Annotated in this window: 19 protein-coding genes, 1 tRNA gene and 1 pseudogene; 5 read left to right on the top strand and 16 right to left on the bottom strand. The window is 39.3% G+C overall.

The window, feature by feature from the left end:
• Nucleotides 1-7 precede the first annotated feature (7 nt).
• Nucleotides 8-1,462: a cardiolipin synthase gene (gene cls, locus FKZ59_RS10200; protein ID WP_141602656.1), complete on the top strand. Its 1,455-nt coding sequence runs from the start codon at nt 8-10 to the stop codon at nt 1,460-1,462.
• 54 nt (nt 1,463-1,516) lie between these two features.
• Here cls and FKZ59_RS10195 read toward each other — a convergent pair whose 3' ends face one another.
• The 3 genes and pseudogenes from FKZ59_RS10195 to FKZ59_RS10185 all read right to left on the bottom strand — a co-directional run.
• Nucleotides 1,517-2,425 carry a M15 family metallopeptidase gene (locus FKZ59_RS10195; protein WP_141602655.1) on the bottom strand — a complete coding sequence of 303 codons (909 nt, stop codon included), beginning with the start codon at nt 2,423-2,425 and terminating at the stop codon, nt 1,517-1,519.
• A 109-nt stretch (nt 2,426-2,534) separates the two neighbouring features.
• Nucleotides 2,535-3,293, bottom strand: coding sequence for a membrane protein insertase YidC (gene yidC / locus FKZ59_RS10190; RefSeq protein ID WP_141602654.1), 759 nt, complete (start codon nt 3,291-3,293; stop codon nt 2,535-2,537).
• Between the two features lie 115 nt (nt 3,294-3,408).
• Nucleotides 3,409-4,020 (bottom strand): annotated as a pseudogene (locus FKZ59_RS10185) (AraC family transcriptional regulator); the annotation flags it as partial.
• Nucleotides 4,021-4,486: 466 nt separating this feature from the next.
• On the opposite strand from FKZ59_RS10185, the gene FKZ59_RS10180 reads away from it, so the two are divergent.
• The 3 genes from FKZ59_RS10180 (at nt 4,487) to FKZ59_RS10170 (ending at nt 8,348) form a co-directional block, all read left to right on the top strand.
• Nucleotides 4,487-5,137, top strand: coding sequence for a LytTR family DNA-binding domain-containing protein (locus FKZ59_RS10180; RefSeq protein ID WP_141602653.1), 651 nt, complete (start codon nt 4,487-4,489; stop codon nt 5,135-5,137).
• Between the two features lie 310 nt (nt 5,138-5,447).
• Entirely contained in the window at nt 5,448-6,971 is a 1,524-nt protein-coding gene (locus FKZ59_RS10175) for an acetyl-CoA hydrolase/transferase family protein (protein WP_141602652.1), read from the top strand.
• 222 nt (nt 6,972-7,193) lie between these two features.
• On the top strand, nt 7,194-8,348 hold the full coding sequence (locus tag FKZ59_RS10170) for an MFS transporter (RefSeq protein WP_141602651.1): 1,155 nt from the start codon (nt 7,194-7,196) through the stop codon (nt 8,346-8,348).
• A gap of 67 nt (nt 8,349-8,415) precedes the next feature.
• Here the strand turns inward: FKZ59_RS10170 and FKZ59_RS10165 are convergent, their stop codons facing one another.
• The 10 genes from FKZ59_RS10165 to FKZ59_RS10120 all read right to left on the bottom strand — a co-directional run bounded on the left by FKZ59_RS10165 (nt 8,416) and on the right by FKZ59_RS10120 (nt 15,227).
• Nucleotides 8,416-8,718, bottom strand: coding sequence for a hypothetical protein (locus FKZ59_RS10165; protein WP_141602650.1), 303 nt, complete (start codon nt 8,716-8,718; stop codon nt 8,416-8,418).
• Between the two features lie 108 nt (nt 8,719-8,826).
• Nucleotides 8,827-9,105, bottom strand: coding sequence for a GNAT family N-acetyltransferase (locus FKZ59_RS10160; RefSeq protein ID WP_141602649.1), 279 nt, complete (start codon nt 9,103-9,105; stop codon nt 8,827-8,829).
• 36 nt (nt 9,106-9,141) lie between these two features.
• Nucleotides 9,142-10,059 carry a DUF1002 domain-containing protein gene (locus FKZ59_RS10155; RefSeq protein ID WP_141602648.1) on the bottom strand — a complete coding sequence of 306 codons (918 nt, stop codon included), beginning with the start codon at nt 10,057-10,059 and terminating at the stop codon, nt 9,142-9,144.
• A gap of 109 nt (nt 10,060-10,168) precedes the next feature.
• Nucleotides 10,169-11,023 carry a CvfB family protein gene (locus FKZ59_RS10150; protein ID WP_181733268.1) on the bottom strand — a complete coding sequence of 285 codons (855 nt, stop codon included), beginning with the start codon at nt 11,021-11,023 and terminating at the stop codon, nt 10,169-10,171.
• A gap of 26 nt (nt 11,024-11,049) precedes the next feature.
• Nucleotides 11,050-11,463, bottom strand: a complete 414-nt coding sequence (mntR, locus tag FKZ59_RS10145; protein ID WP_141602646.1) for a transcriptional regulator MntR — start codon at nt 11,461-11,463, stop codon at nt 11,050-11,052.
• A 123-nt stretch (nt 11,464-11,586) separates the two neighbouring features.
• Entirely contained in the window at nt 11,587-11,871 is a 285-nt protein-coding gene (locus tag FKZ59_RS10140; RefSeq protein ID WP_141602645.1) for a late competence development ComFB family protein, read from the bottom strand.
• A 155-nt stretch (nt 11,872-12,026) separates the two neighbouring features.
• Nucleotides 12,027-12,839 (bottom strand): exodeoxyribonuclease III, encoded by an 813-nt coding sequence (locus FKZ59_RS10135; protein ID WP_141602644.1) that lies wholly within the window; start codon nt 12,837-12,839, stop codon nt 12,027-12,029.
• 115 nt (nt 12,840-12,954) lie between these two features.
• The gene (gene murB / locus FKZ59_RS10130; protein WP_141602643.1) at nt 12,955-13,866 is read right to left on the bottom strand and encodes a UDP-N-acetylmuramate dehydrogenase; all 912 of its coding nucleotides are present in this window, start codon (nt 13,864-13,866) and stop codon (nt 12,955-12,957) included.
• Nucleotides 13,867-14,225: 359 nt separating this feature from the next.
• A tRNA-Ser gene (locus FKZ59_RS10125) sits at nt 14,226-14,315 on the bottom strand.
• A gap of 204 nt (nt 14,316-14,519) precedes the next feature.
• Nucleotides 14,520-15,227: a DsbA family oxidoreductase gene (locus FKZ59_RS10120; RefSeq protein ID WP_141602642.1), complete on the bottom strand. Its 708-nt coding sequence runs from the start codon at nt 15,225-15,227 to the stop codon at nt 14,520-14,522.
• Nucleotides 15,228-15,353: 126 nt separating this feature from the next.
• Between FKZ59_RS10120 and FKZ59_RS10115 the strand changes: the two genes are divergently transcribed.
• Nucleotides 15,354-16,730, top strand: coding sequence for an FAD-dependent oxidoreductase (locus FKZ59_RS10115; RefSeq protein WP_141602641.1), 1,377 nt, complete (start codon nt 15,354-15,356; stop codon nt 16,728-16,730).
• 47 nt (nt 16,731-16,777) lie between these two features.
• Here FKZ59_RS10115 and FKZ59_RS10110 read toward each other — a convergent pair whose 3' ends face one another.
• The 3 genes from FKZ59_RS10110 to FKZ59_RS10100 all read right to left on the bottom strand — a co-directional run bounded on the left by FKZ59_RS10110 (nt 16,778) and on the right by FKZ59_RS10100 (nt 20,145).
• Nucleotides 16,778-17,704, bottom strand: coding sequence for a manganese-dependent inorganic pyrophosphatase (locus FKZ59_RS10110; protein WP_141602640.1), 927 nt, complete (start codon nt 17,702-17,704; stop codon nt 16,778-16,780).
• Between the two features lie 145 nt (nt 17,705-17,849).
• Complete coding sequence (locus tag FKZ59_RS10105; protein WP_181733267.1) at nt 17,850-18,713, bottom strand: MurR/RpiR family transcriptional regulator; 864 nt, start codon at nt 18,711-18,713, stop codon at nt 17,850-17,852.
• 190 nt (nt 18,714-18,903) lie between these two features.
• A complete protein-coding gene (locus FKZ59_RS10100) occupies nt 18,904-20,145 on the bottom strand; it encodes an MFS transporter (protein WP_141602638.1) in 1,242 nt (413 codons plus the stop codon).
• Nucleotides 20,146-20,292: the final 147 nt, after the last annotated feature.

Below are 20,292 nucleotides of genomic sequence, written 5' to 3'. Positions count from 1 at the left end.
GGGTAGAATGAGCATTCTGATCAATTCAATTCCTTTCATCCCTATTTTGTTTGTGTTAAACGTTATTCTTGCCATTACCATCATCTTTTTGGAGAGAAGGGACGCTTCCTCCACATGGGCATGGATACTTGTGCTATTTTTCCTGCCACTGGTAGGCTTCATTTTATATTTGCTGTTGGGCAGACAATTGAGAAATAAACATTTATTCCGCTGGGAAGGCAAAAAGGACATAGGCATTGACAAATTAATCAGCTACCAAATCGAAGCCCTTGAAAAAGATACTTTTCAATTTAACGAAGACTACGTGAAAAATTACAAAAATCTCATTCAAATGAATCTGAATACGGGGGATGCCGTCCTTACCCAAGACAATCATGTGCTCATCTATGATGATGGAGTCGAAAAATTCCAGGCTTTAATCAATGATATATTAAATGCAAAAGATCATATACACATCCAATATTACATTTTTAAACTCGATAACTTGGGCCAAAGAATTTATGAAGCGTTAAAGAAAAAAGCAAAACAAGGCGTCAAAGTCAGAATATTGTATGATGAAATGGGCTCCAGGGGAATAAAAAAGAGACATTTTAAAGAGCTGATTGAATTAGGCGGAGAAGTTGAAATCTTTTTTCCTTCGATATTCCCTCTCATTAATCCCCGCCTCAATTTCAGAAACCATCGGAAAATCGTCGTGATTGACGGCAGAATTGGTTATATAGGCGGATTTAATGTCGGAGATGAATATATTGGATTAAATAATAAATTTGGTTATTGGAGAGATACTCATCTGCGGATTGAAGGCAGTTCCGTTCACCCACTCCAGACGCGTTTTATCCTGGATTGGAACCAGGCAAGCGAAAATAAAATTGCCTATTCCGACCGCTATTTTCCCGCCATTCCGAAAAAAGGGGATGTGGCCATGCAAATTATTTCAAGCGGACCGGATACCGACTGGCCTGCTATTAAGAACGCCTATTTAAAATTATTAATGGATGCAAAGAAATATATTTATATTCAAACTCCCTACTTTATCCCGGATAACGGCTTCCTGAATGCCATTGAAGTGGCCAGCCTTTCCGGAATTGATGTACGCATCATGATCCCGAACAAACCTGACCATATGTTCGTTTATTGGGCGACCTATTCTTATATCGGCGAATTATTGAAAGCGGGAGCAAAAGTCTATATTTACGATAAAGGCTTTATTCATGCCAAAACCATCGTCATTGACGATGAAGCCGCATCTGTAGGAACCGCGAATGTGGATGTCCGAAGCTTCAAACTGAACTTCGAAGTGAATGCATTTATATACGACCGTCAAATTTCCCATGAACTGGCGGAAATCTTTGAAAAAGATATTTTAGATTCCCGGGAATTGACTTTGGAACAATATGAAAACCGTTCCTTTATCATCAAATTTAAAGAATCCATTTCCCGGCTGCTGTCCCCGATATTATAAAAAGAATTCGTTTCTCCAAAAGCCGCTTGACCTTTGGAAAAACGAATTCTTTTTTTAAACAATGCCTAAATATTCTTCTAAAGTCAGACCTGACTCTTTTACTTTTGTTGCGAGATCCACTCCCAAATAACGGAAATGCCAAGCTTCATACATATAACCGGTAATGTGCTCTTTACCCTTTGGATATCTTAAAATAAAGCCATATTTATGCGCATTTGCCGCCAACCATTTCCCTGCCGGTGATTCTCCAAATTCCTCCGTTAGCCATAAATCTTCCCGGCTCTTTTCCCCGATATCGAATGCCAATCCCGTTTGATGTTCAGAATAGCCGGGCCGGGCGCTGTAACGGTCGGCCTTTTCTTTGCCGTCCCGTTGTACGTATCTGTTATAGAGCATTTGCTGATATTCATAAGAACGGTAAGTACTGAATGCCACTAATTCAAAACCATGTTTTCTTGCATCTTGCGCCATTTTTTCAAAAGCGGCGCGGGCTTCTTTGCTTTCGCCCGGGGCAAAATCTTTTGGAAGCGGATATTTTTTGTTGGCAATTAACACCCCTTTAATATAAGTGGGCTTGCTGGGCAATTGCTGCCCTTCGATATAACCATTATTATCGACAGTTTTGTTTTCTGCCGGCTGATGCTGTTTCGGTTGCGCCTGTTGTTTGTTTGTCTGTTGATTTTGCTGCTGTTTCGGTTGTTGCGGCTGAGGTGTTTCTTGTTGTTTTCCTTCAACCGTTCCTTTGTGCTGCTCATCTCCAGCCGGTTCAGACGTTCCCTGGTTTTCCTCTTCCTTCTTTTGATCCTTTTCATCAGAATCGGGACTGGCCGCAATTTCATTGTCTTCATCATTTGCCGTCTTTGTATCATGATTCATTTGAACAATCAAAATGGTCGCTGCAATCGCGATAATCAAAAGTAACAATGAACCAATCAATATATAACTCTGCATTTTATTTTTCATAACATCACCTGATTCCGCCTCAATTCAAATTTGCTCTATTATTTTATCACTAATTTCATGGGTTTGCTCCAAAAAAATAAGCCGAGCCTAAAAGACTCGACTTCCTTCCTTATTTTGCCTGTTCAACCGCATGTTCTGAATAATACTTTCTTCCTAAATAAGTTTGGAAAATCAGCAACAAACCGCTGACTGACCAATACAGAGGCAAAGCGGCCATTGAAGAAAGCGAAATGAAAACGATCATAATCGGAGATATGAATACCATCATTTTCATTTGCTGCTTTTGCGCCTCAGGAACTGTCCATAAGGAAACTTTGGCCTGAATGAAATAAATTAGACCGGCAATCGCAGTAATAATGAGATCAGGCGAACCTAAATTAAACCATAGAAATTCGTGAGATTTCACCTCATTGGAATAAAGGATCGAGTAATATAATCCCATGATAATCGGAAACTGAATTAATATCGGCAAACATCCCAAGTTAAAAGGATTGATATTGTGTTCGCGATATAAAGCCATCATTTCCTGCTGAATTTTCATCTGCTCTTCTTTTGTCTTTGCCTTTTTCAATTTTTCCTGAATTTCGTCCATTTTCGGCTTAATCAGATCCATTTTCGTTTTCATAATGGACTGTTGGCGGTAATTTCGCAACATAAAAGGCATCAAAATCAGCCGGACAATAATGGTAATGACAATGATGGCCAGTCCATAACTTCCGCCAAACCATTCGCCAAGTGTATTCAACAGCCAGTCCATCGGTTTTACGAAAGTGTGATAAAAGAATCCTTCCTGATTTTGAACTGCTTGGCACCCTGATAAGATCAACAGCGAAATACCGAAAAGGGAAAATAACGTCAGTCTCTTCATTTTTCCACCTACTAAACATTTTTCACTAAATTGAAGTATACGGAATATGCTCTATAATTTCAACGGAATATACTTTAGAATTTCAAATGGCAGGTGTCAAAAGCAAGAACATTTTATATTGGGACTCCTCTACTCTTCTCACATTCAAATATTCAACCAGCGTAATGCCCACATGTTCTCGGAAAATACGGGAGAGATGGCTTGTGCTGATGTGGAATTTTTGTGCGATGCTTTCTACCGTTAAGTCGTTTTCCAGTTCATCGTTTATATACATGATAACTTTGTTGACCGTTTGATGACGGAAGGTAGGCTGTTTCCGGTCGGCAATGAAACTTACAAAAAAGTCGATCAATTCATCGGCAAACTGCAAAAATTCCGCATCTTTCATCTTATTCTGAATCATATCTACACAAGCTACGTTAAAGGCAAAGGCTTTTTTCGAAGGAACTTGATTTTCCATCAATTTTCGCGCAACAATGGATGAAAGTGTAATAAAGTAATTTCTTACCTCTTTAATGACTTGTTTCCCAAAACGGACCGATAAAATATCAATTAGCTGGTGCAATGATTTTTTTGCTTTTTCCGCTTCAAGATGAAAAATTTCAAACAATAATTTTGACTCAATGTTAAAAAATTCTTCTATCCCGCTGTACTGGTTAATACTATCAATTTCTTGAAAATATCTCTTGGAAATCATTTCAGAAATTGATTGTTGCTGTAGTTGCATACATTACCCCAACTTTCTTCAGAATGAAATTTGCATCATATTCCCACAAATACTATTCTAGTATAAATTAGCATAAATCTGATATAAACAAAAATTTTTTAATACGAAAAGGGTGCCGGTTTAAGTAATTTTTGCTAAAAATAAATCTATATTAACGAAAAAATCCGAAAATTTAAATAAATATTCATAGCTAAAGGAATATTACCATAATTTTCGTTTTTTTTTCAACACCCATTTAGGATTAAGTTACTGAAAAATATTATATATTATTAGTACTATGTAAATTGTCGATGAATCTCAAAAAAATACTAACAAACTATTGCTAAATAGAATTACTTTGCAATATGCTAAATAGTGATTCATTACAAAATGTTCTCACATTATACATTCTTCTCTATTTCATTTCTAAAAATATGTAGTAAAATAATTAAATAAAACTAAATGCGGATAAACGAGGTGTTTAAAAGTGGATCCAAAAGAAATAGAAGAAATCATGAATGTCATTAAAGAATTCTTCCCAGAAAATACATCCATCGCCATTTCAGATACAAAAGAATATATATATTATCAGCCAAGCAAACTTGTGGATTTGAAAATCAAGCCTGGCGATCCAATAAAAGAAGGCTCTGCAGCCTATAAAGCAATCCAGTACGGCAAAAAAATCAATACTTACATCGAATCCGACGTATTTGGTGTTCCTTACTACGGCATGAGCATTCCTTTAATCACCGAAGGAGAAATCAAAGGGGCTGTTACTGCCATTTTCCCTCAAAAACCATCACCATTTTTGACAAACTACATTACTATTAAAATTGATGACTGCTGGTACCCTATTAAACACAGTGAAGTCGTTTATTTGGAAACTCAACTCCGCAAAACATTTGTAAAAACAATGGATAAAGAAGGATTCCATCGTTTGAATCTCAGCGATCTCGAATTATTCCTTTCCAATGATCGATTCATTCGCTGCCATCGCTCTTACATCGTCAATATCGATTATATCGATGAAATTCAACCGGACTCCCATTCCACATTCCTTTTAGTCATGAGAGATGGGACAAGAATTCCTGTAAGCCAAAGATATGCGAGCTATTTCCGTCGTTCGCTGGGATTCTAAAATAGTTTCCGCATATCACAACAAATATTGTTTCCTTTCAACAAAAAATCACCATTTCCTAAATTGGAGATGGTGATTTTTTGTTCTCTTTTCGCTTCCCTTCAATTAGTTTACTAAAATAATTTTTTGTCGAAAAAACTCGTATTTTCTCTTTCATACTATAATTAAGCATTTTCATGCAACATTTGAAGATTGAGTGACAAAGTCGTGCTATTATTAATTTACTCTCGGGCATAGTATTCTCGCTTGCTCAATATACTGAAAATTCTTACAAAGTTTTCTCTATATAACAAATAAAGGGGAGGATTCTATGGATTATTCAATCATCGAAAAACGAATTGGCGTTCCAAAATTAAGAGATCGCATTGTTTCTGCTGAAGAAGCGGCTGCATTGATTCCAGATGGTGCAGTTGTGGGCTTGAGCGGTTTTACACGTGCCGGGGATGCGAAAGTTGTTCCATTGGCTCTTGTTGAAAGAGCGAAAAAAGAGAAATTCCAACTCGATGTATATACAGGAGCTTCCATTGGACCTGAAGTGGATCACTACATGGCTGAAGCGGGGATTATCCGCAAACGCGGTCCTTACCAAGGGGAAAAAGCGATGCGCAATCTCATCAACCAAGGAAAAATTTTGTACGTGGATGCGCACCTTTCCCATAATGCCGAATTAGTACGCCAAGGAATTATCGGTCCTATTAAATATGCAATCATTGAAGTCTGCGCGATTACAGAAGATGGATTATTGATTCCGACAACTTCTGTAGGTAACTCGCCGATTTTTGCGCAATATGCCGAAAATATTATTCTTGAATTAAACATTTCTCATCCTGAGACATTAATCGGCATTCACGATATTTATGTACCTGGTCCTCAAGGACAACGTGAACCAATTCCTATTACAAAAGCAAACCAACGCATCGGCGAAAAAGGTATCCGAGTGGATCTTGATAAAATCAAAGCGATCGTGATCTCTGAAGAGCCGGATGCCCCTTCATTAATTACACCGCCGGACGAAGAGACGCAAAAAATGGCGGACATGTTGCTCGATTTCTTCCGTTCTGAAATTAAAGCGGGACGTTTAACAAAAGAATTAATGCCAATTCAATCCGGCGTAGGCTCTGTAGCGAACGCAGTATTGGACGGCTTCAAAGAGTCTGAATTCGAAAACTTGCAAGTCTATTCCGAATGCCTGCAAGACGCTGTATTCCACTTGATTGACGCCGGAAAAGTAAGCTTTGCATCAGCAACATCCATTACATTAACGGCCGAAGCACAAAAACATGTTTTCGGTAATATCGATAAATATATCGATAAAATTTGCTTGCGTCCGCAAGAAATCTCCAACCATCCGGAAGTGATACGCCGCCTCGGACTAATTTCAATCAACGGAGCGCTTGAAGTGGATATCTATGGTAACGTAAACTCCACTCACGTGGCCGGTTCTAAAATGATGAACGGTATCGGCGGTTCCGGAGACTTTGCCCGAAATGCCCGCTTAACGGTGTTCGTTACTAAATCTTACGCAAAAGGCGGCGCTATTTCTTCTATCGTTCCTATGGTTTCGCACCATGACCATACTGAACACGATGTAGACGTCATCGTAACAGAACAAGGTATTGCCGACCTGCGCGGTCTTGCTCCAAAAGAACGCGTTCCATTAATCATTGAAAACTGCGCACATCCAAGCTTCAGAGATCAATTATGGGATTATTATAAACGCGCAGTTGAAGCTACCGGAAATGCCCAAACACCTCATATCTTAGACGAAGCATTAAGCTGGCACAGCAATCTTTTGAAATATAAAACAATGAAAAAAGACGTAGAAGTGAAATAATACCGCACACCTAAAAGTAGTACAGGCCGTTTTATCGGTTTGTACTACTTTTTGTTTCCAAAACCTTTTACCATTCTTCTATCATTCTTCTTTTCAAAAGGCCTCTCCACTTTCCTTCCTGTACTGCATGTTTAACAAAATTATCATCTATAAACATGTATTATTAATACTTTTTATTTTATAATTAATAATGATAATACCTTTCAATTAGAGGTGTCTCTTATGCGATATCTTATATATATCATTATCTTTTTTTCCTTTTTTGATTTATTTACCCAATTGCCCGTCATGAGCACTTTTGCGGAATCATTGGGTGCCACAGCCTTTATTACTGGATTAATCGTCGGAATGTATTCCCTAACCAATACGTTCGGCAATATTATATCCGGCTTTTGGACAGACCGTTCAGGCTCTTTGCCTGTTCTTCTCTTCGGGCTGTTTGCAACCGGAATTTCATTATTCTGTTATGCTTTGGTTGAAACTCCGTCCGTCTTGTTATTGATCCGTTTTGTTCATGGTTTTGTTGGCGGATTTATTGTTCCTGCTGCCTTCGCTTTTTTATCGAATATTACCGTCAAGGAAAAACGTGGACAGGGCGGCGCCATTTCCGGGGCGTTAATCGGTATCGCGGCAATCTCCGGACCTGCCTATAGCGGCATTTTGGCAAGCAAAACCAATGTTCCTGTTATTTTTATCACAACAGGAGTTTGCCTGTTAATTCTTGGAATCGTCTCTCTATTTGTATTTAAAAAATCCAATCCTCCCTCAAAAACAAAAAAAGCTGTAAATGAAGAAAGGATTGCATCATTCAAATTTCTGCGGAATATCGGGGTAATCAAAGCTTACTCAGGAGCTTTCTTTTTAATGTTTGCCCAAGGAGCGATTGCCTATTTATTGCCTTTGCGTGTGCAGGATTTGGATTTCGGCGCGCATATTACCGGAACGCTGCTCAGCACATTCGGAGTTGTGGCCGTTTTGATCTTTTTATTGCCAACCAACCGGTTATTTGATAAAGTGTTGCCAACCTTTACGTTATGTATCGGTGCCGCGTTGATGGGACTTGCTCTTTTGATGTTGAGCGCTGTAGAAGGTATTTTCTGGCTATATATTGCGATGGCCTTTTACGGTGCCGGTTTCGCCTTTCTATTCCCTTCCATCAATTCATTAATGATCGATTTTACGACCGATCAAGAAAGAGGAAAGGCCTATGGCTATTTTTATTGCTTTTTCTCCATCGGCACCGTTGCAGGCTCAACGCTTCTTGGATGGTTGAATCTTGGCAATCAGCATGGTCTTGTTTTTACGGGCATCATTCTTTTGGTCTTCTCCATCATCATGTTGGGATTAAGGGAAAAACATGTTGAAAAAAATGCTTGAAACGGAAAATAGCCGCATGTTTACAAAAACTGTTGCGGCTATTTTTATTGAGTTTTTCGGTTTTCCTTTAACGGACTTCCTGATTGTTTTCGTTGTAATAAATGATTGCGGTCTGCAATCCGCTCTCGGCAATCATATTGTTTTCCCTGATCTTTGTTTCTGTGTCATCAGCAGCCGTTTCAGCGATTTCCCTCAAGTCATTATTGTTTCTTTTGCTATACCTCTTTTCGCCGAAATCCGTTTCCTTTCTGAATGATTTTCTCATTTCTTTGATCATCCTCATCGTTTTGTCACGATTTTCTTTTTTGCTCAAATAGGCAGTCACACCAGCCAAAAATGCAGTTAATAAAACTTTTTTCCCTTTTGCCATCGCATTTTCTCCTTTCACCATTAATTTGCCCATCTTTCTATTTTTCATTCCGTCCAATAAAAAAGTGGCATAAAAACAACAAATTGTTGTTTTTATGCCACTGAACATTTACGCTTTTACATCATCGTATTCGCCTTTTTGGAATTCAGCGACCACATAGGAACAAATCGGATTCATTTTATAATTATGTTCCCTTGCATACTCCGCCGCCTTTTCAAGCAATTTTTTGGCGACCCCTTGCCCGCGCAATTGCGGTGATACAAAGGTATGCGTCATATCCATGATGCCGTCCCGCTGATTCCAAGTAATTTCCGCTAATACTTCTCCATCTTTTTTATATTCAAAAGCAAAATAGTCTGTTCCCCTTTCAACCAGTTTGAACTCCATCAACATTCCTCCCTGTCAAATTGCGGATTTTTCCATTTAATTTGTTCCCTGTTCTTCCGAAGAAGAGAACCATGATGAAATGATGTCAATCAGCTTATTAAAGAAATTCTTCACTTTCTCCCAAAATCCTTCATCTTTTAAAAATTGAAGATTTTCTTCAATCGTCGAGCTTAAATCTGATAATTGGTCTTTCCATTTGGAAAAATCAATATCCAGTTTCCGAATACGATCCATTAAATCAATTAACATTTGCCGGTCCTCTTCGCTCAACTCAATATTTAACTTCGCTAACTGATCTTTTACAATTTGCTCCACTTCTTCTTTGGATGCAGGTTTTTGCTCAGCAATTTGCTTTTTGATCTCTGTCAATAATTGGGCCACTTGATCGTCAGTAATATTGGCATTATCCGCAAGTTCTGTTGCCACTTGCAGCTCATCATTTGCGACATCCGTTCTTTCTACATCCAATGTTTCCCCTGTTTTTACTTCATATGCCTTGTAAATACCGACAAGTGCTGAATGTCCCGTTACCGGCTTTGGAGCAGCCACTTCGATTGTTGCATCTTCAAGTCCGGCGGTCAACATCGCATTGGCATACATTTCAGAAGTCACTTCCGTAATGTTTTCAGGGGTTACGATGCTTACCGTAAGCCCTTTTCCCTCTTCTTCGCGGGTAATTTTAGCGGACGAATACATTCTTGCATTCGGATTGCCGTTTTTAATATATTTGACCAGATCCTGGCTCGAAACAGTGATTTCGTCCACTTCCGGTTCCTCATCCACTCTTAAAACTTCCCGCACCATCGCTTTTTCGGAGTCTGACAAGTTTGCACCATATACAACAATCGGAACACCCAATTTTTCATTAATCGCTTTTGTTTCTGCAGAAGCTTGTCCGGAAAATAATGTAAACATCAAAAACAGGGCAGCCAAAAAAGAGAGACATTTCTTCATTCAATCAATTCTCCTTTCAAACCTTATAACGGTTTGTTCATGATTTAGTACGAATAAAAAACACAAAAGGTTTCCGCACCCATCCCTTTTGTGTATATGCAAAAAACCGCTATAAAATTTCTGTCCAACCGTCTTTTTGCTGAACTTTTTTCTGTTTCATGAGGACGCCTAATGCCCTTTTGAAAGCCCCTTTGCTCATATCAAACATGGCGTAAATTTCTTCGGGGGTGGATTCATCGCTAAAAGGCATTTTTCCGCCAACACTTTTCAAGTACTCATATATTTTTTCGGCGTCTTTTTCCAATCTTTCATAGCTCCGTGGAAGCAAAGATCCATTCATTGTTCCATCTTCTTTTACGGCAATGATCCGTACTTCGACATCTTGCCCAAGTCTTGGCTCGGCTTCCATTTCACTGTGGTGTACAAAAATGCGGTAAGGCACGTCTATTCCCAACAAAAAGGAACCAACCGGCAAAAGACGATAAGCCCGCGCTTTGACATTTTTATTAAACAGTTGTTCCGAAGCTTTTTCGTACAGTTCTTTCACTTTTTCTTCGGTAATGAGGCGGCCAAAAAGCTCTCCCTTGCGGTTCGTATATAACGTTATGCATAAATGATCTCCCGCCTTTGGCCAGAGGGTGCGCAGTTTGGGCAAGTCCTCAGCCTTTACGAGCACTTCCCGCGAAGTTCCAATGTCTGTAAATGCCCCTTCAGCTGTTACTTTTAACACCTTTGCCCATCCGTAAGAACCTGGTGTAATTTGAGGCAACATCATCGTTGCAGACAACTCGCCGCGACGATTTCCATACAAAAAGACCTTAATGCGGTCTCCTATTTTTAACGGGGCGGTAACTTCAGAAGGATCAAGAGGGATTTTGATTTCTCCGTTTGTTAAAATCCATCTGGATCCGTTATTCTCAAGAACTGTTAATTCTGTTATTTGACCAGCCTTTAATTCTTTCATCATCCGATCCTTTCATTAATTAAAATTTATGGTTGTTGTTTCATCTTTTTCAGTTTATTTACAATCTCTTCGTTTTCTTCTAACAACTGAACTAAATCTGCAATGCGGTCAATGGAATTCCAACTCAAGTGATGTTCAATTCCTTCCACATCCTGATAGATTTTATCTTCATCAACACCGATTAAACGCAAAAATTGCTCGAGAAGCTCATGCCTTTTAACAAGCCTCTTTCCCAGTTTTTCTCCCTTTGGTGTTAGTGTTAACCCTCTGTACTTTTCATATACTAAATAGCCGTCTTTATCCAATTTCTGCACCATTTTTGTTACGGAAGAAGGCAGCACCGATAAGGCTTCGGCTATATCAGATACCCGGGCATATCCCTTTGTTTCAATTAACAAATATATTTGTTCAATATGATCTTCCATGCTTGGTGTCGGCATTACAAAACCCTCGCTTTCCATCTGTCATATTCAGTTTACTACAATGTAAGAAAAAAATGTAACTATCAAAGTCCTTACAAAAATCAAAATGTCCAAAAAGTTTTCTCTAACTTTTTGGACATTTTATTTTGCAAAATGTTTTCTTTTTCCTGCTTCATGAATAGCACGGATAATTTCTTTATTGATGCTTTCCATCTGTTTTAAATTCTTTAACTCATTGAATATTTCTTCCCGCTCATTTTCGCTGGCCGCATAATATGCGGGCAAATGGTTCAGCGCTTCTGCAGCAATCTTCAATTGACATTCTTCGCAATGGCAAAAGGTTTGATACTCCGGGCTATGCAAAAAATACCGAACAAGTCCGGTAACAATTTCTTCCATCACATTGACCAACTTCATTTTTGTCATTTATTTCTCCCCGATAATCCTTTGTTATTCCTTCTTAATATAAACAGAATATGATAAAATACTCAATACTATTAAGCATTTTTTCTTATAATAATTATTGGCGGGACGGAAATCATGATAATTTAATTGCTTTCTTAGCAATTATTCCACTTCTTTTATTTAATGGCGTTTCCTTCTTTCATTTTTTCTTTTTCATGAATCTCTGCCAAACGCCGCTCATTCATTTCCAACACGATTGGACAATGATCGCTCCCCAATATTGACGAATGGATGCCGCTATCAACGATGGCTTCTCTGACACGATCCGACACGATAAAATAATCGATTCGCCATCCGATATTTCGTTCCCTGACTTTATTCATATAAGACCACCAAGTATAAGCATCCGTTCTGTCCGGGTATAGGTGACGAAAAGTATCCGTAAATCCTTCCGACAAAAGCCTTGTCATTTTTCCTCTTTCTTCGAATGTAAAACCGGAATTTCCGATGTTTGCTTTCGCATTTTTCAAGTCGATTTCCTGATGCGCCACATTCAGGTCGCCGCAATAGATGACCGGCTTTTGGCAGTCCAATTCCTTTAAATAGCCAAAAATTTCATCTTCCCATTGCAATCGTTTATCCAGCCGGGCCAAATCTCTTTGGGAATTCGGCGTATAGACATTCACCAAATAAAAAAAGTCATACTCCAAAGTGATAATTCGCCCTTCCGGTTCGGTTTCCTTTTCTCCTACTCCATATCTAACGGAAAGCGGTTTATGTTTTGTAATAACAGCTGTTCCGGAATATCCTTTTTTCTCTGCATAATTCCAATATTGATAATATCCATCCAATGGCAACGCCACTTGTCCCGCCTGGCATTTTGTTTCCTGGATGCAGAAAAAATCCGCATCCATCATATAAAAATAATCTAAAAAACCTTTTTTCAAACAAGCCCGTATTCCGTTGACATTCCAAGATACAAATTTCATGATCTCACCTATTCCCTATGCAAATCATTTTCACCGCACAAAAATAAAGGAGAAGCAACCGTTAAAGTATGCAACAGGCTGCTATCTCCCGAACATCATAATATTTTTAACCCCATCAATCTTCTCCGACAATTTTGACCTCAAGTTCCAAATCAACGCCAAACTTTTCTTTAACCGTCCGTTGTACCATTTTAATCGTTTCAATATAATCTCTTGCTGTTGCGTTTCCTTTATTAATGATAAAGCCGGCATGTTTTGTGGAAACTTCCGCGTCGCCAACCCCTTTCCCTTGAAGTCCGCTGTCTTGAATCAATTTTCCTGCAAAGTATCCCGGAGGACGTTTAAAGACACTTCCTGCCGAAGGGTACTCCAACGGCTGCTTTGATTGCCTTTTAAAAGTCAAATCCGCTATTTTCTCATCTATTTCTTTCTTGTCTCCTTTTTCTAGATGGAAAAGGGATGAAAGTACAATATAGTTTCTATCCGCAATAATGCTTTTACGATAACCCAATTCCAATTCTTCTTTTGATAATACGAGCCGTTCCCCTTCACGCGTCAAAACAGTGGAATGAACAATGATGTCTTTTATTTCTCCTCCATAAGCTCCGGCGTTCATCGCCATAGCCCCGCCTACGGAACCGGGAATGCCGCAAGCAAATTCAAGGCCGGTTAAACTTGCTTCCGCAGCTTTTTTGGAAACATCCATGATGAGGGCTCCGCTTTGGGCATATACATCTGTTCCGTCAATTCTGATTTCATTTAGTTTCGATAAATTCATCACGATTCCCCGTACACCGCCGTCACGGACAATCATGTTCGAACCGTTTCCTAAAACCAATAAAGGGATCTGATTGTGATGTGCATACTTTACGATTGCCTCGACTTCCTCTTCCGTTTCGGGCATTACCAGTATATCTGCGTTTCCTCCGATTTTTGTCATGGTGTACTTTTTTAACGGCTCATTGATTTTTATATTTTCCGGATTCGTAATCTCAGCTAACTCCTTAGCCCACTGTTCAATTGTCATAAAAGCATATTCCTTTCTTCTGATAAACCTTGTATCTGTAATTGTATACATTGACAAGCCAATATATCCTATAATTCATAAAATTGTTGAATACGGCCGGCTTGGGAAACCATTAAACCGGCTTTCTATAAGTGTACCATTCTTTATTTTATTTTCAAAAGTTCAGATAAGTGACTGATAAATAATACTTCGAAGTATCGAAAACGATTCCAAAAATGTCAATACCACAAAAAAATGGAACAAAATCGGTTATCTCAATTTAATTAATTAAACAAAAAACATACCGACAACCGTAATACAATCCAATGCGATGAGTTGTATCACTTTTGTCAGCATGTTTTTATGAGGAAACTGATTTATGGAGGAAGGGGGATTCGAACCCCCGCGGGCTTTTACACCCCTATCGGTTTTCGAAACCGACCCCTTCAGCCAGACTTGGGTATTCCTCCAAGCATATAAAATTAATTTGGTGCCTATAAGCAGGTTCAACACAAAACAGGAAATAGATCGATTATCTACTTCCTGCCGTTAATTGCTTTTCTAATATTATTATTATACATCATTTAAATAAGAATGGTACAAAAAGACATCGAAAAGGCAGAGAATTTGAGAACCTTCCTTAATATAGGACTGCCGCTTTTTTATTCGCTTTATCATTGCAAATCACAATCTCCATCGGAACAGACATTTCCTTCTTTTCCGAGAATCTCTATTGACGGCTTCAATCCTTTTTCTTCTGCCACTTTTTTAATCGTCTGTTCAAAAACTTCTTGCGGCTGCGCTCCGGAAATGCCATATTTGTTCTCAAATACGAAAAAAGGGACCCCACGAATTCCATATATTTGAGCTTGACGAATGTCCTTTTCCACCTCTTTTGAAAATTGACCGTTATTTAATACTTCTTCGGCTTCCTTCCCGTCAAGCCCGGCTTCTTCCGCCAGCCGGATTAACACATCCTGTTTTCCAATCGGTTTCTCTTCCATGAAATAAGCATGAAATACCCGTTCACTAAATTCCGCGCCTTTTCCTTTTGAATAAGCCCATTTCGCCAATCGGTGAGCCTTTAGCGTATTTGCCGTTTTAAGTTGATCAAAATCATAAGCAAGCCCGACTTCTTTTGCCCGTTGTACAACGCCGAATGTCATTTTCTTAACTTCATCCATCAGCATCCCGTATTTTTTCGATAAGTGCTCATAAATCGATTCATCTTGCCCATCTTCTGTTGTTGGATCTAATATAAAACTCTTGAATTCCACTTCAATTTGACCTGTATATCCTAAATCATCGATCGCTTTTTCAAGCTGCCTTTTTCCGATATAACAAAATGGACAAACAAAATCCGACCAGATTTCCACTTTCATTCTTTTCCCCCCTTTTCCGCTATTTTACTTTTCCTGACAACTAACAACAACATATATGCTTCAACTGTATAATGTACTGAATTTTTTATCATACTCCTAACAAAACGCCATTTTAGGAGGATTTTCATGCAAAAGTCGCTTTGGTTACACAATATTTCTCCTTTATCATTAACATCTTTATCCTCTTCCCTTCACTGTGATGTGTGCATTGTCGGAGGCGGTTTAACGGGGGTGTATACCGCGTATCTTCTCGCCAAAAATGGCATGGATGTGGTTTTGCTGGAGGCCAATTCTTCTGTCGCTTATGGTACAACCGGCCACTCTACCGGAAAATTGACCCCGCAACATGGAGCGGTTTTTGATCAATTGCTGAATATTTTTAATGAAGAGGAAGTGCGCACTTATTATGAAGCGAACGTAAATGCGATTGAAAAAGCCTTGGATGAATCAACAGCGGATACGTTCCAGAGGGTCGATTCTTACTTATATGCCACGACCGAAAAAGGTGCGGAAACAATCAAAAAAGAATTGGAGGCTTATGAAAAGATCGGCATACAAGGAATTGAAACTGGCGAGACAGAACTTCCCTTTGAAGTCATAACAGCGTTAAAAATGGAAAATACCTTTCAAATTCATCCTGTTAAATTTACAAATCATTTTGCCAAATTGGCATTAAAAGCCGGTGCCAAATTATTTGTAAATACAAGGGTTACGAAATTGATGATTGATGAACATCGTTTGTTGACCGAAAAGGATTTTGAAATCAGATTCAAGTCTGTTGTGCTTGCGACCCATTATCCCATTGAAGCCATCAAGGGGCTGCATATTGCCAAACTGTCCATTGAGCGTTCTTATCTGATGGCAACAAAAACTTCGGAATTGTTAAAAGGACAATATTTATCTGTTGATTTGTCGCCCAGAACAATCCGCACGGCATTGATTGACAATCAGCCATACTTTATTTTTGGCGGAAGCTCCCATACAGCAGGTGCCGTTCAAAACACGCATATCTATTACGAAATGCTGGAAAAAGAACTGGCATCGGCTTTTGACTTGCCTAAACCGGAATTTTTATGGAGCGCCCAAGATCCGGATACAGCCGACTACCTTCCATATGTGGGGCGTATTTCAGAAAGTGAACCGAGAATCTATATTGCCACCGGTTACCGGAAATGGGGGCTATCCAACTCCCTCGTAGCAGGGGAAATTCTTTCAACGGAACTTACAATGGGCCAACACCCTGCCCAATATATTTATAGCCCTTCAAGGAACATGTTCGGGAAAACGTTTATGCGGATGTTGAAGGCAATCGGCTTTACAGTATCAAGCCTGACCGAAGGATATTTAATGCGGATGGAGGCCCCCAAATGCACCCATTTGGGATGCAAAACCCAATGGAACGAAGCGGAAGAAACATGGGATTGCCCGTGCCACGGATCCCGCTTCGACAAATACGGCAATGTGAAGGAAGGGCCGGCTGTTTACCCTCTGATACTGGAATAAATAAAAAACGGTGTCAAGGAATTTCCTTGGACACCGTTTTTTTATTACTAGCTTAATGCATCTGTCAATACCGGAACGACTTGTTTTTTGCGGGAAACAACGCCCGGCAAATCAAATTGATGATCCACCAATTCTTTGCCGAATGCTTTTGCGGCATCTTCGGCAGCATTTCCTGCAACAATCGCCACGGAATCGTTGTTCAAAATATCTGTCACGAAGAAGAAGAATAAGTTCAGCCCTTTTTCCTCAACGTTTTTGTTAAGCAGGCTTACCAATTCTCCTTTTCGGTTTAATACATCATTCACGTCCACCGCGTTCACTTGGGCAACAATGGATTTCACTGTGCCGAAAGTAAATTCTTTCGCATCTAAAGTTAGCAAATCTTCCAATGATTTATCCGATAGATCCGCACCCGCTTTAAGCATGGCAAGACCGTATTCTTCTAAATTGACACCTGCAATTTCCGCCAACTCTTTGCCCGCTTGCACATCTTCTTCCGTGCAAGTTGGGGATTTGAATAAAAGGGTGTCGGAAATGATGGCAGACAACATTAAACCTGCAATGTTTGAAGGTATTTCGACATTTTTTTCTTTGAAAATTTTGTTTAATATTGTTGCTGTACATCCAACAGGTTCTGCTCGATAATATAACGGGTCAGCTGTTTCAAAGTTCGCAATGCGGTGGTGGTCGATCACTTCCAAGATTTTCACATTTTCAATTCCGTCTGCAGATTGTTGGCGTTCATTGTGGTCGACTAAAATCACTTCGCTCGCTTCTTCACTTACATCGGAAATAAGTCTTGGTGCCTCGAATCCGAATTTCTCCAATACATATTTTGTTTCATTGTTGACTTCGCCAAGTCTTACCGCTTCAGCTTCCGCACCAAGCTGCTGTTTTAAATAAGCGTAAACGATTGCTGATGTAATCGAATCTGTATCAGGATTTTTATGTCCGAATACTAGCACTTTGCCCATCTTAATTAGTTCCTCCCAATTTTGTATATCATTCCCGTTTATTTTATCACAACTACCTTTAAATAGAAAAATGTTGCTTTCGACAAAATTTTCAAAATAATAGCATATTCGTAAAATTAAAAGTTTTACGAATATGCCGAACCTATCACTTCACCGGTGCCGTTTCCTCTTCCAAAAAATGCAGATCCCGTTCTAATGGAGTATTTAAATTGCTGAAATTTTTAAAGTAATTTCTGTTGAGCAAAATCATCCCTTCGACAAGGGCATGTACAATAGAATTGGCGGCAGTATTTACTTCAAAAACAAACTGTTTTTGTGTACCAACCACAAAGCTGACATCCGCATAATCGCGGACAGGAGAAACCGTTGAGTTTGTAATGGCGATAATTTTAACTTTTTTATTTTTGGCGATTTTCGCAATTGTTAATATATCTTCCAACACGGAATCCAAAGCGATCACAAACAGTAATGAATTTTTATCCATTTTTTTCATTTGTTTTACGATATCTTCCACATTAAATTGGATTTGGGTTGTCTTTTTCCCTAAACTCTCTAACATTGAAGTCAAATAGCTTGTGGAAGGGGAACATTGTCTGAAACCTAAAGTGTAAATCTCTTCCGCCTCATGCAAATAGTTAATCGCTTTTTGGAAATGATCAGCATCTACGTATTGAATTGTATTTAAGATGCTTGTTACGTCCCTGTTCATCACTTCACTGAATAAATATTCATGTTTTTTGCCGACAGAGATTGTCTCTTCTTTTGTCATGACCTTATTGGATTCAGATAAATCTTTTCGGAGTCTTTCTTGCAATTCACTATATCCGGATAAATCCATTGCATAACAAAAGCGAATCACTGTGGATTCACTTACACCAATGATTTTACCTACTTCGGAAGCAATATGGGTAGCAACGATGTGGGGGTTATCGATTACAAATTGCGCTACTTTGCGTTGTCCTCTTGATAGACGGATAAAGCGCTTCTTCACTTCATCACAAAAACTCATTTTCTTAAAGAATTCCTCCTTCATGAAATTCAATATTATATCCAACTTTATAATAAAGTAGGTTAGCATGTATATTAATTGAATACAATGAGTTTTCAGAAAAATAATGCACAGTAATCTATAAATATTCATTAAATTGTCAAATTTATAAGGAAGCTTTATCCATAGAATAAGCTTCCTTCGAAGTTATTTACTCCAATTCCATTTGTTTCGTTTCTTTTCCTAAAAATATTACCGCTGCGACTCCAATCACAATGGAAGCGCAAAATACAGCAAAAATTACTCCAAAATCAAATCCTGCCGTACGCATCCAACCCACGAGCAGCGGACCGAAAATGCCTCCTACCCGTCCGACAGCGGCCGCCATGCCTGCCCCTGTACCGCGGATTACCAAAGGATATTGTTCAGGAGTATAGGCATATAGAGCTCCCCAAGCACCCAAGTTAAAGAACGACAAAAGGATTCCTGAGATCAACAGCACCGCCACCGTATCTGCTTGTCCAAACACATAAGCGCTGGCAGCCGTTCCAAGCAAATAAGTGACAAGCACAAATTTTCTTCCTATTTTCTCTACAAACCATGCCGCCGTAAAATAACCCGGCAGTTGCGCAAGCGTCATGATCAGCACATATTTAAAACTGGAAATCAAACTGAATCCTTTTTCAACCATTACACTTGGAAGCCATAAAAACATTCCATAATAAGAAAACACAACTGCAAACCATAAAACCCACAACATTAGCGTGGATTTTGCATATTTTTTCGTCCATACACCTGCAACGTTTTGGATGAAAGAACGTCTTTTCGCCTCCGGTTTTGCGGCAAACAGCGGAGAGTCAGGCAGATGCAGGCGCAAATATACTGCATATAATGCCGGAATCGCCGTCAAAATTAACGCCACCCGCCAGCCCGCGATCGGCCAAACATCACTTGGAATGACAAAATATGCGATAATCGCTGCCAACAGCCATCCAACCGCCCAAAAGCTTTCCAGCAATACTACAATCCGGCCGCGTTCTTTTGCCGGTACACTTTCGGAAACAAGCGTGGAAGCTACGGGCAGCTCTCCTCCAAGCCCCATTCCAATAATGAAACGCAAAATAAGGAATGCAGTTAAAGTGGTTGTGAAAGCGGACAGCCCGCTGGCTATCGAAAAACACAATAATGTGACAATAAAAATGGTTTTTCTTCCTACTTTATCGGCCAACATACCGAAAAGGAAAGCCCCTACCGCCATTCCGATGGAGTTGATGCTTCCGATCAGCCCCTTTTCATTGGGCGTAAGGCCCCAATCAAGGGCCAATGCGGCAATAATAAATGACAAAATGCCGACGTCCATCGCATCAAACAACCACCCAATCCCGGAAACTCCCAGCAATTTATTGCGGGAAATGCCTGAGCTGCCAGTGTTTTGTCCCGTATGATTTTTCATTGCCATTTCACCTGTCTTTACATTTGAATTGTTACTTTTACAATAAACGGATTCTCCATGAATCGCAAGCAACAGCCTTTCGGTTTTATGATAAAATGATAATTATGTAAATATTCGTCTAAATTTTTCGTTTTCTATTGAAATATA

Origin of the sequence: Ureibacillus terrenus (assembly GCF_006569205.1) — a bacterium.
Taxonomy (GTDB): domain Bacteria; phylum Bacillota; class Bacilli; order Bacillales_A; family Planococcaceae; genus Ureibacillus; species Ureibacillus terrenus.
The sequence above is the reverse complement of the archived record's forward strand: the minus strand, read 5'-3'. Positions and strand labels throughout refer to the sequence as shown.

Bases quoted from the DNA above. Each gene is read 5' to 3' on its own strand.
- cls (WP_141602656.1), top strand. From the start codon at position 8: ATGAGCATTCTGATCAATTCAATTCCTTTCATCCCTATTTTGTTTGTG.
- FKZ59_RS10100 (WP_141602638.1), bottom strand. From the start codon at position 20,145: ATGAAAAATCATACGGGACAAAACACTGGCAGCTCAGGCATTTCCCGC.
- FKZ59_RS10195 (WP_141602655.1), bottom strand. From the start codon at position 2,425: ATGAAAAATAAAATGCAGAGTTATATATTGATTGGTTCATTGTTACTT.
- FKZ59_RS10105 (WP_181733267.1), bottom strand. From the start codon at position 18,713: ATGAGTTTTTGTGATGAAGTGAAGAAGCGCTTTATCCGTCTATCAAGA.
- FKZ59_RS10165 (WP_141602650.1), bottom strand. From the start codon at position 8,718: ATGGCAAAAGGGAAAAAAGTTTTATTAACTGCATTTTTGGCTGGTGTG.
- FKZ59_RS10160 (WP_141602649.1), bottom strand. From the start codon at position 9,105: ATGGAGTTCAAACTGGTTGAAAGGGGAACAGACTATTTTGCTTTTGAA.
- FKZ59_RS10155 (WP_141602648.1), bottom strand. From the start codon at position 10,059: ATGAAGAAATGTCTCTCTTTTTTGGCTGCCCTGTTTTTGATGTTTACA.
- FKZ59_RS10120 (WP_141602642.1), bottom strand. From the start codon at position 15,227: ATGAAAGTGGAAATCTGGTCGGATTTTGTTTGTCCATTTTGTTATATC.
- FKZ59_RS10135 (WP_141602644.1), bottom strand. From the start codon at position 12,839: ATGAAATTTGTATCTTGGAATGTCAACGGAATACGGGCTTGTTTGAAA.
- mntR (WP_141602646.1), bottom strand. From the start codon at position 11,463: ATGCCGACACCAAGCATGGAAGATCATATTGAACAAATATATTTGTTA.
- murB (WP_141602643.1), bottom strand. From the start codon at position 13,866: ATGACAATTGAACAGTGGGCTAAGGAGTTAGCTGAGATTACGAATCCG.
- FKZ59_RS10140 (WP_141602645.1), bottom strand. From the start codon at position 11,871: ATGACAAAAATGAAGTTGGTCAATGTGATGGAAGAAATTGTTACCGGA.
- FKZ59_RS10175 (WP_141602652.1), top strand. From the start codon at position 5,448: ATGGATTATTCAATCATCGAAAAACGAATTGGCGTTCCAAAATTAAGA.
- FKZ59_RS10110 (WP_141602640.1), bottom strand. From the start codon at position 17,704: ATGGGCAAAGTGCTAGTATTCGGACATAAAAATCCTGATACAGATTCG.
- FKZ59_RS10150 (WP_181733268.1), bottom strand. From the start codon at position 11,023: ATGAAAGAATTAAAGGCTGGTCAAATAACAGAATTAACAGTTCTTGAG.
- FKZ59_RS10115 (WP_141602641.1), top strand. From the start codon at position 15,354: ATGCAAAAGTCGCTTTGGTTACACAATATTTCTCCTTTATCATTAACA.
- FKZ59_RS10170 (WP_141602651.1), top strand. From the start codon at position 7,194: ATGCGATATCTTATATATATCATTATCTTTTTTTCCTTTTTTGATTTA.
- yidC (WP_141602654.1), bottom strand. From the start codon at position 3,293: ATGAAGAGACTGACGTTATTTTCCCTTTTCGGTATTTCGCTGTTGATC.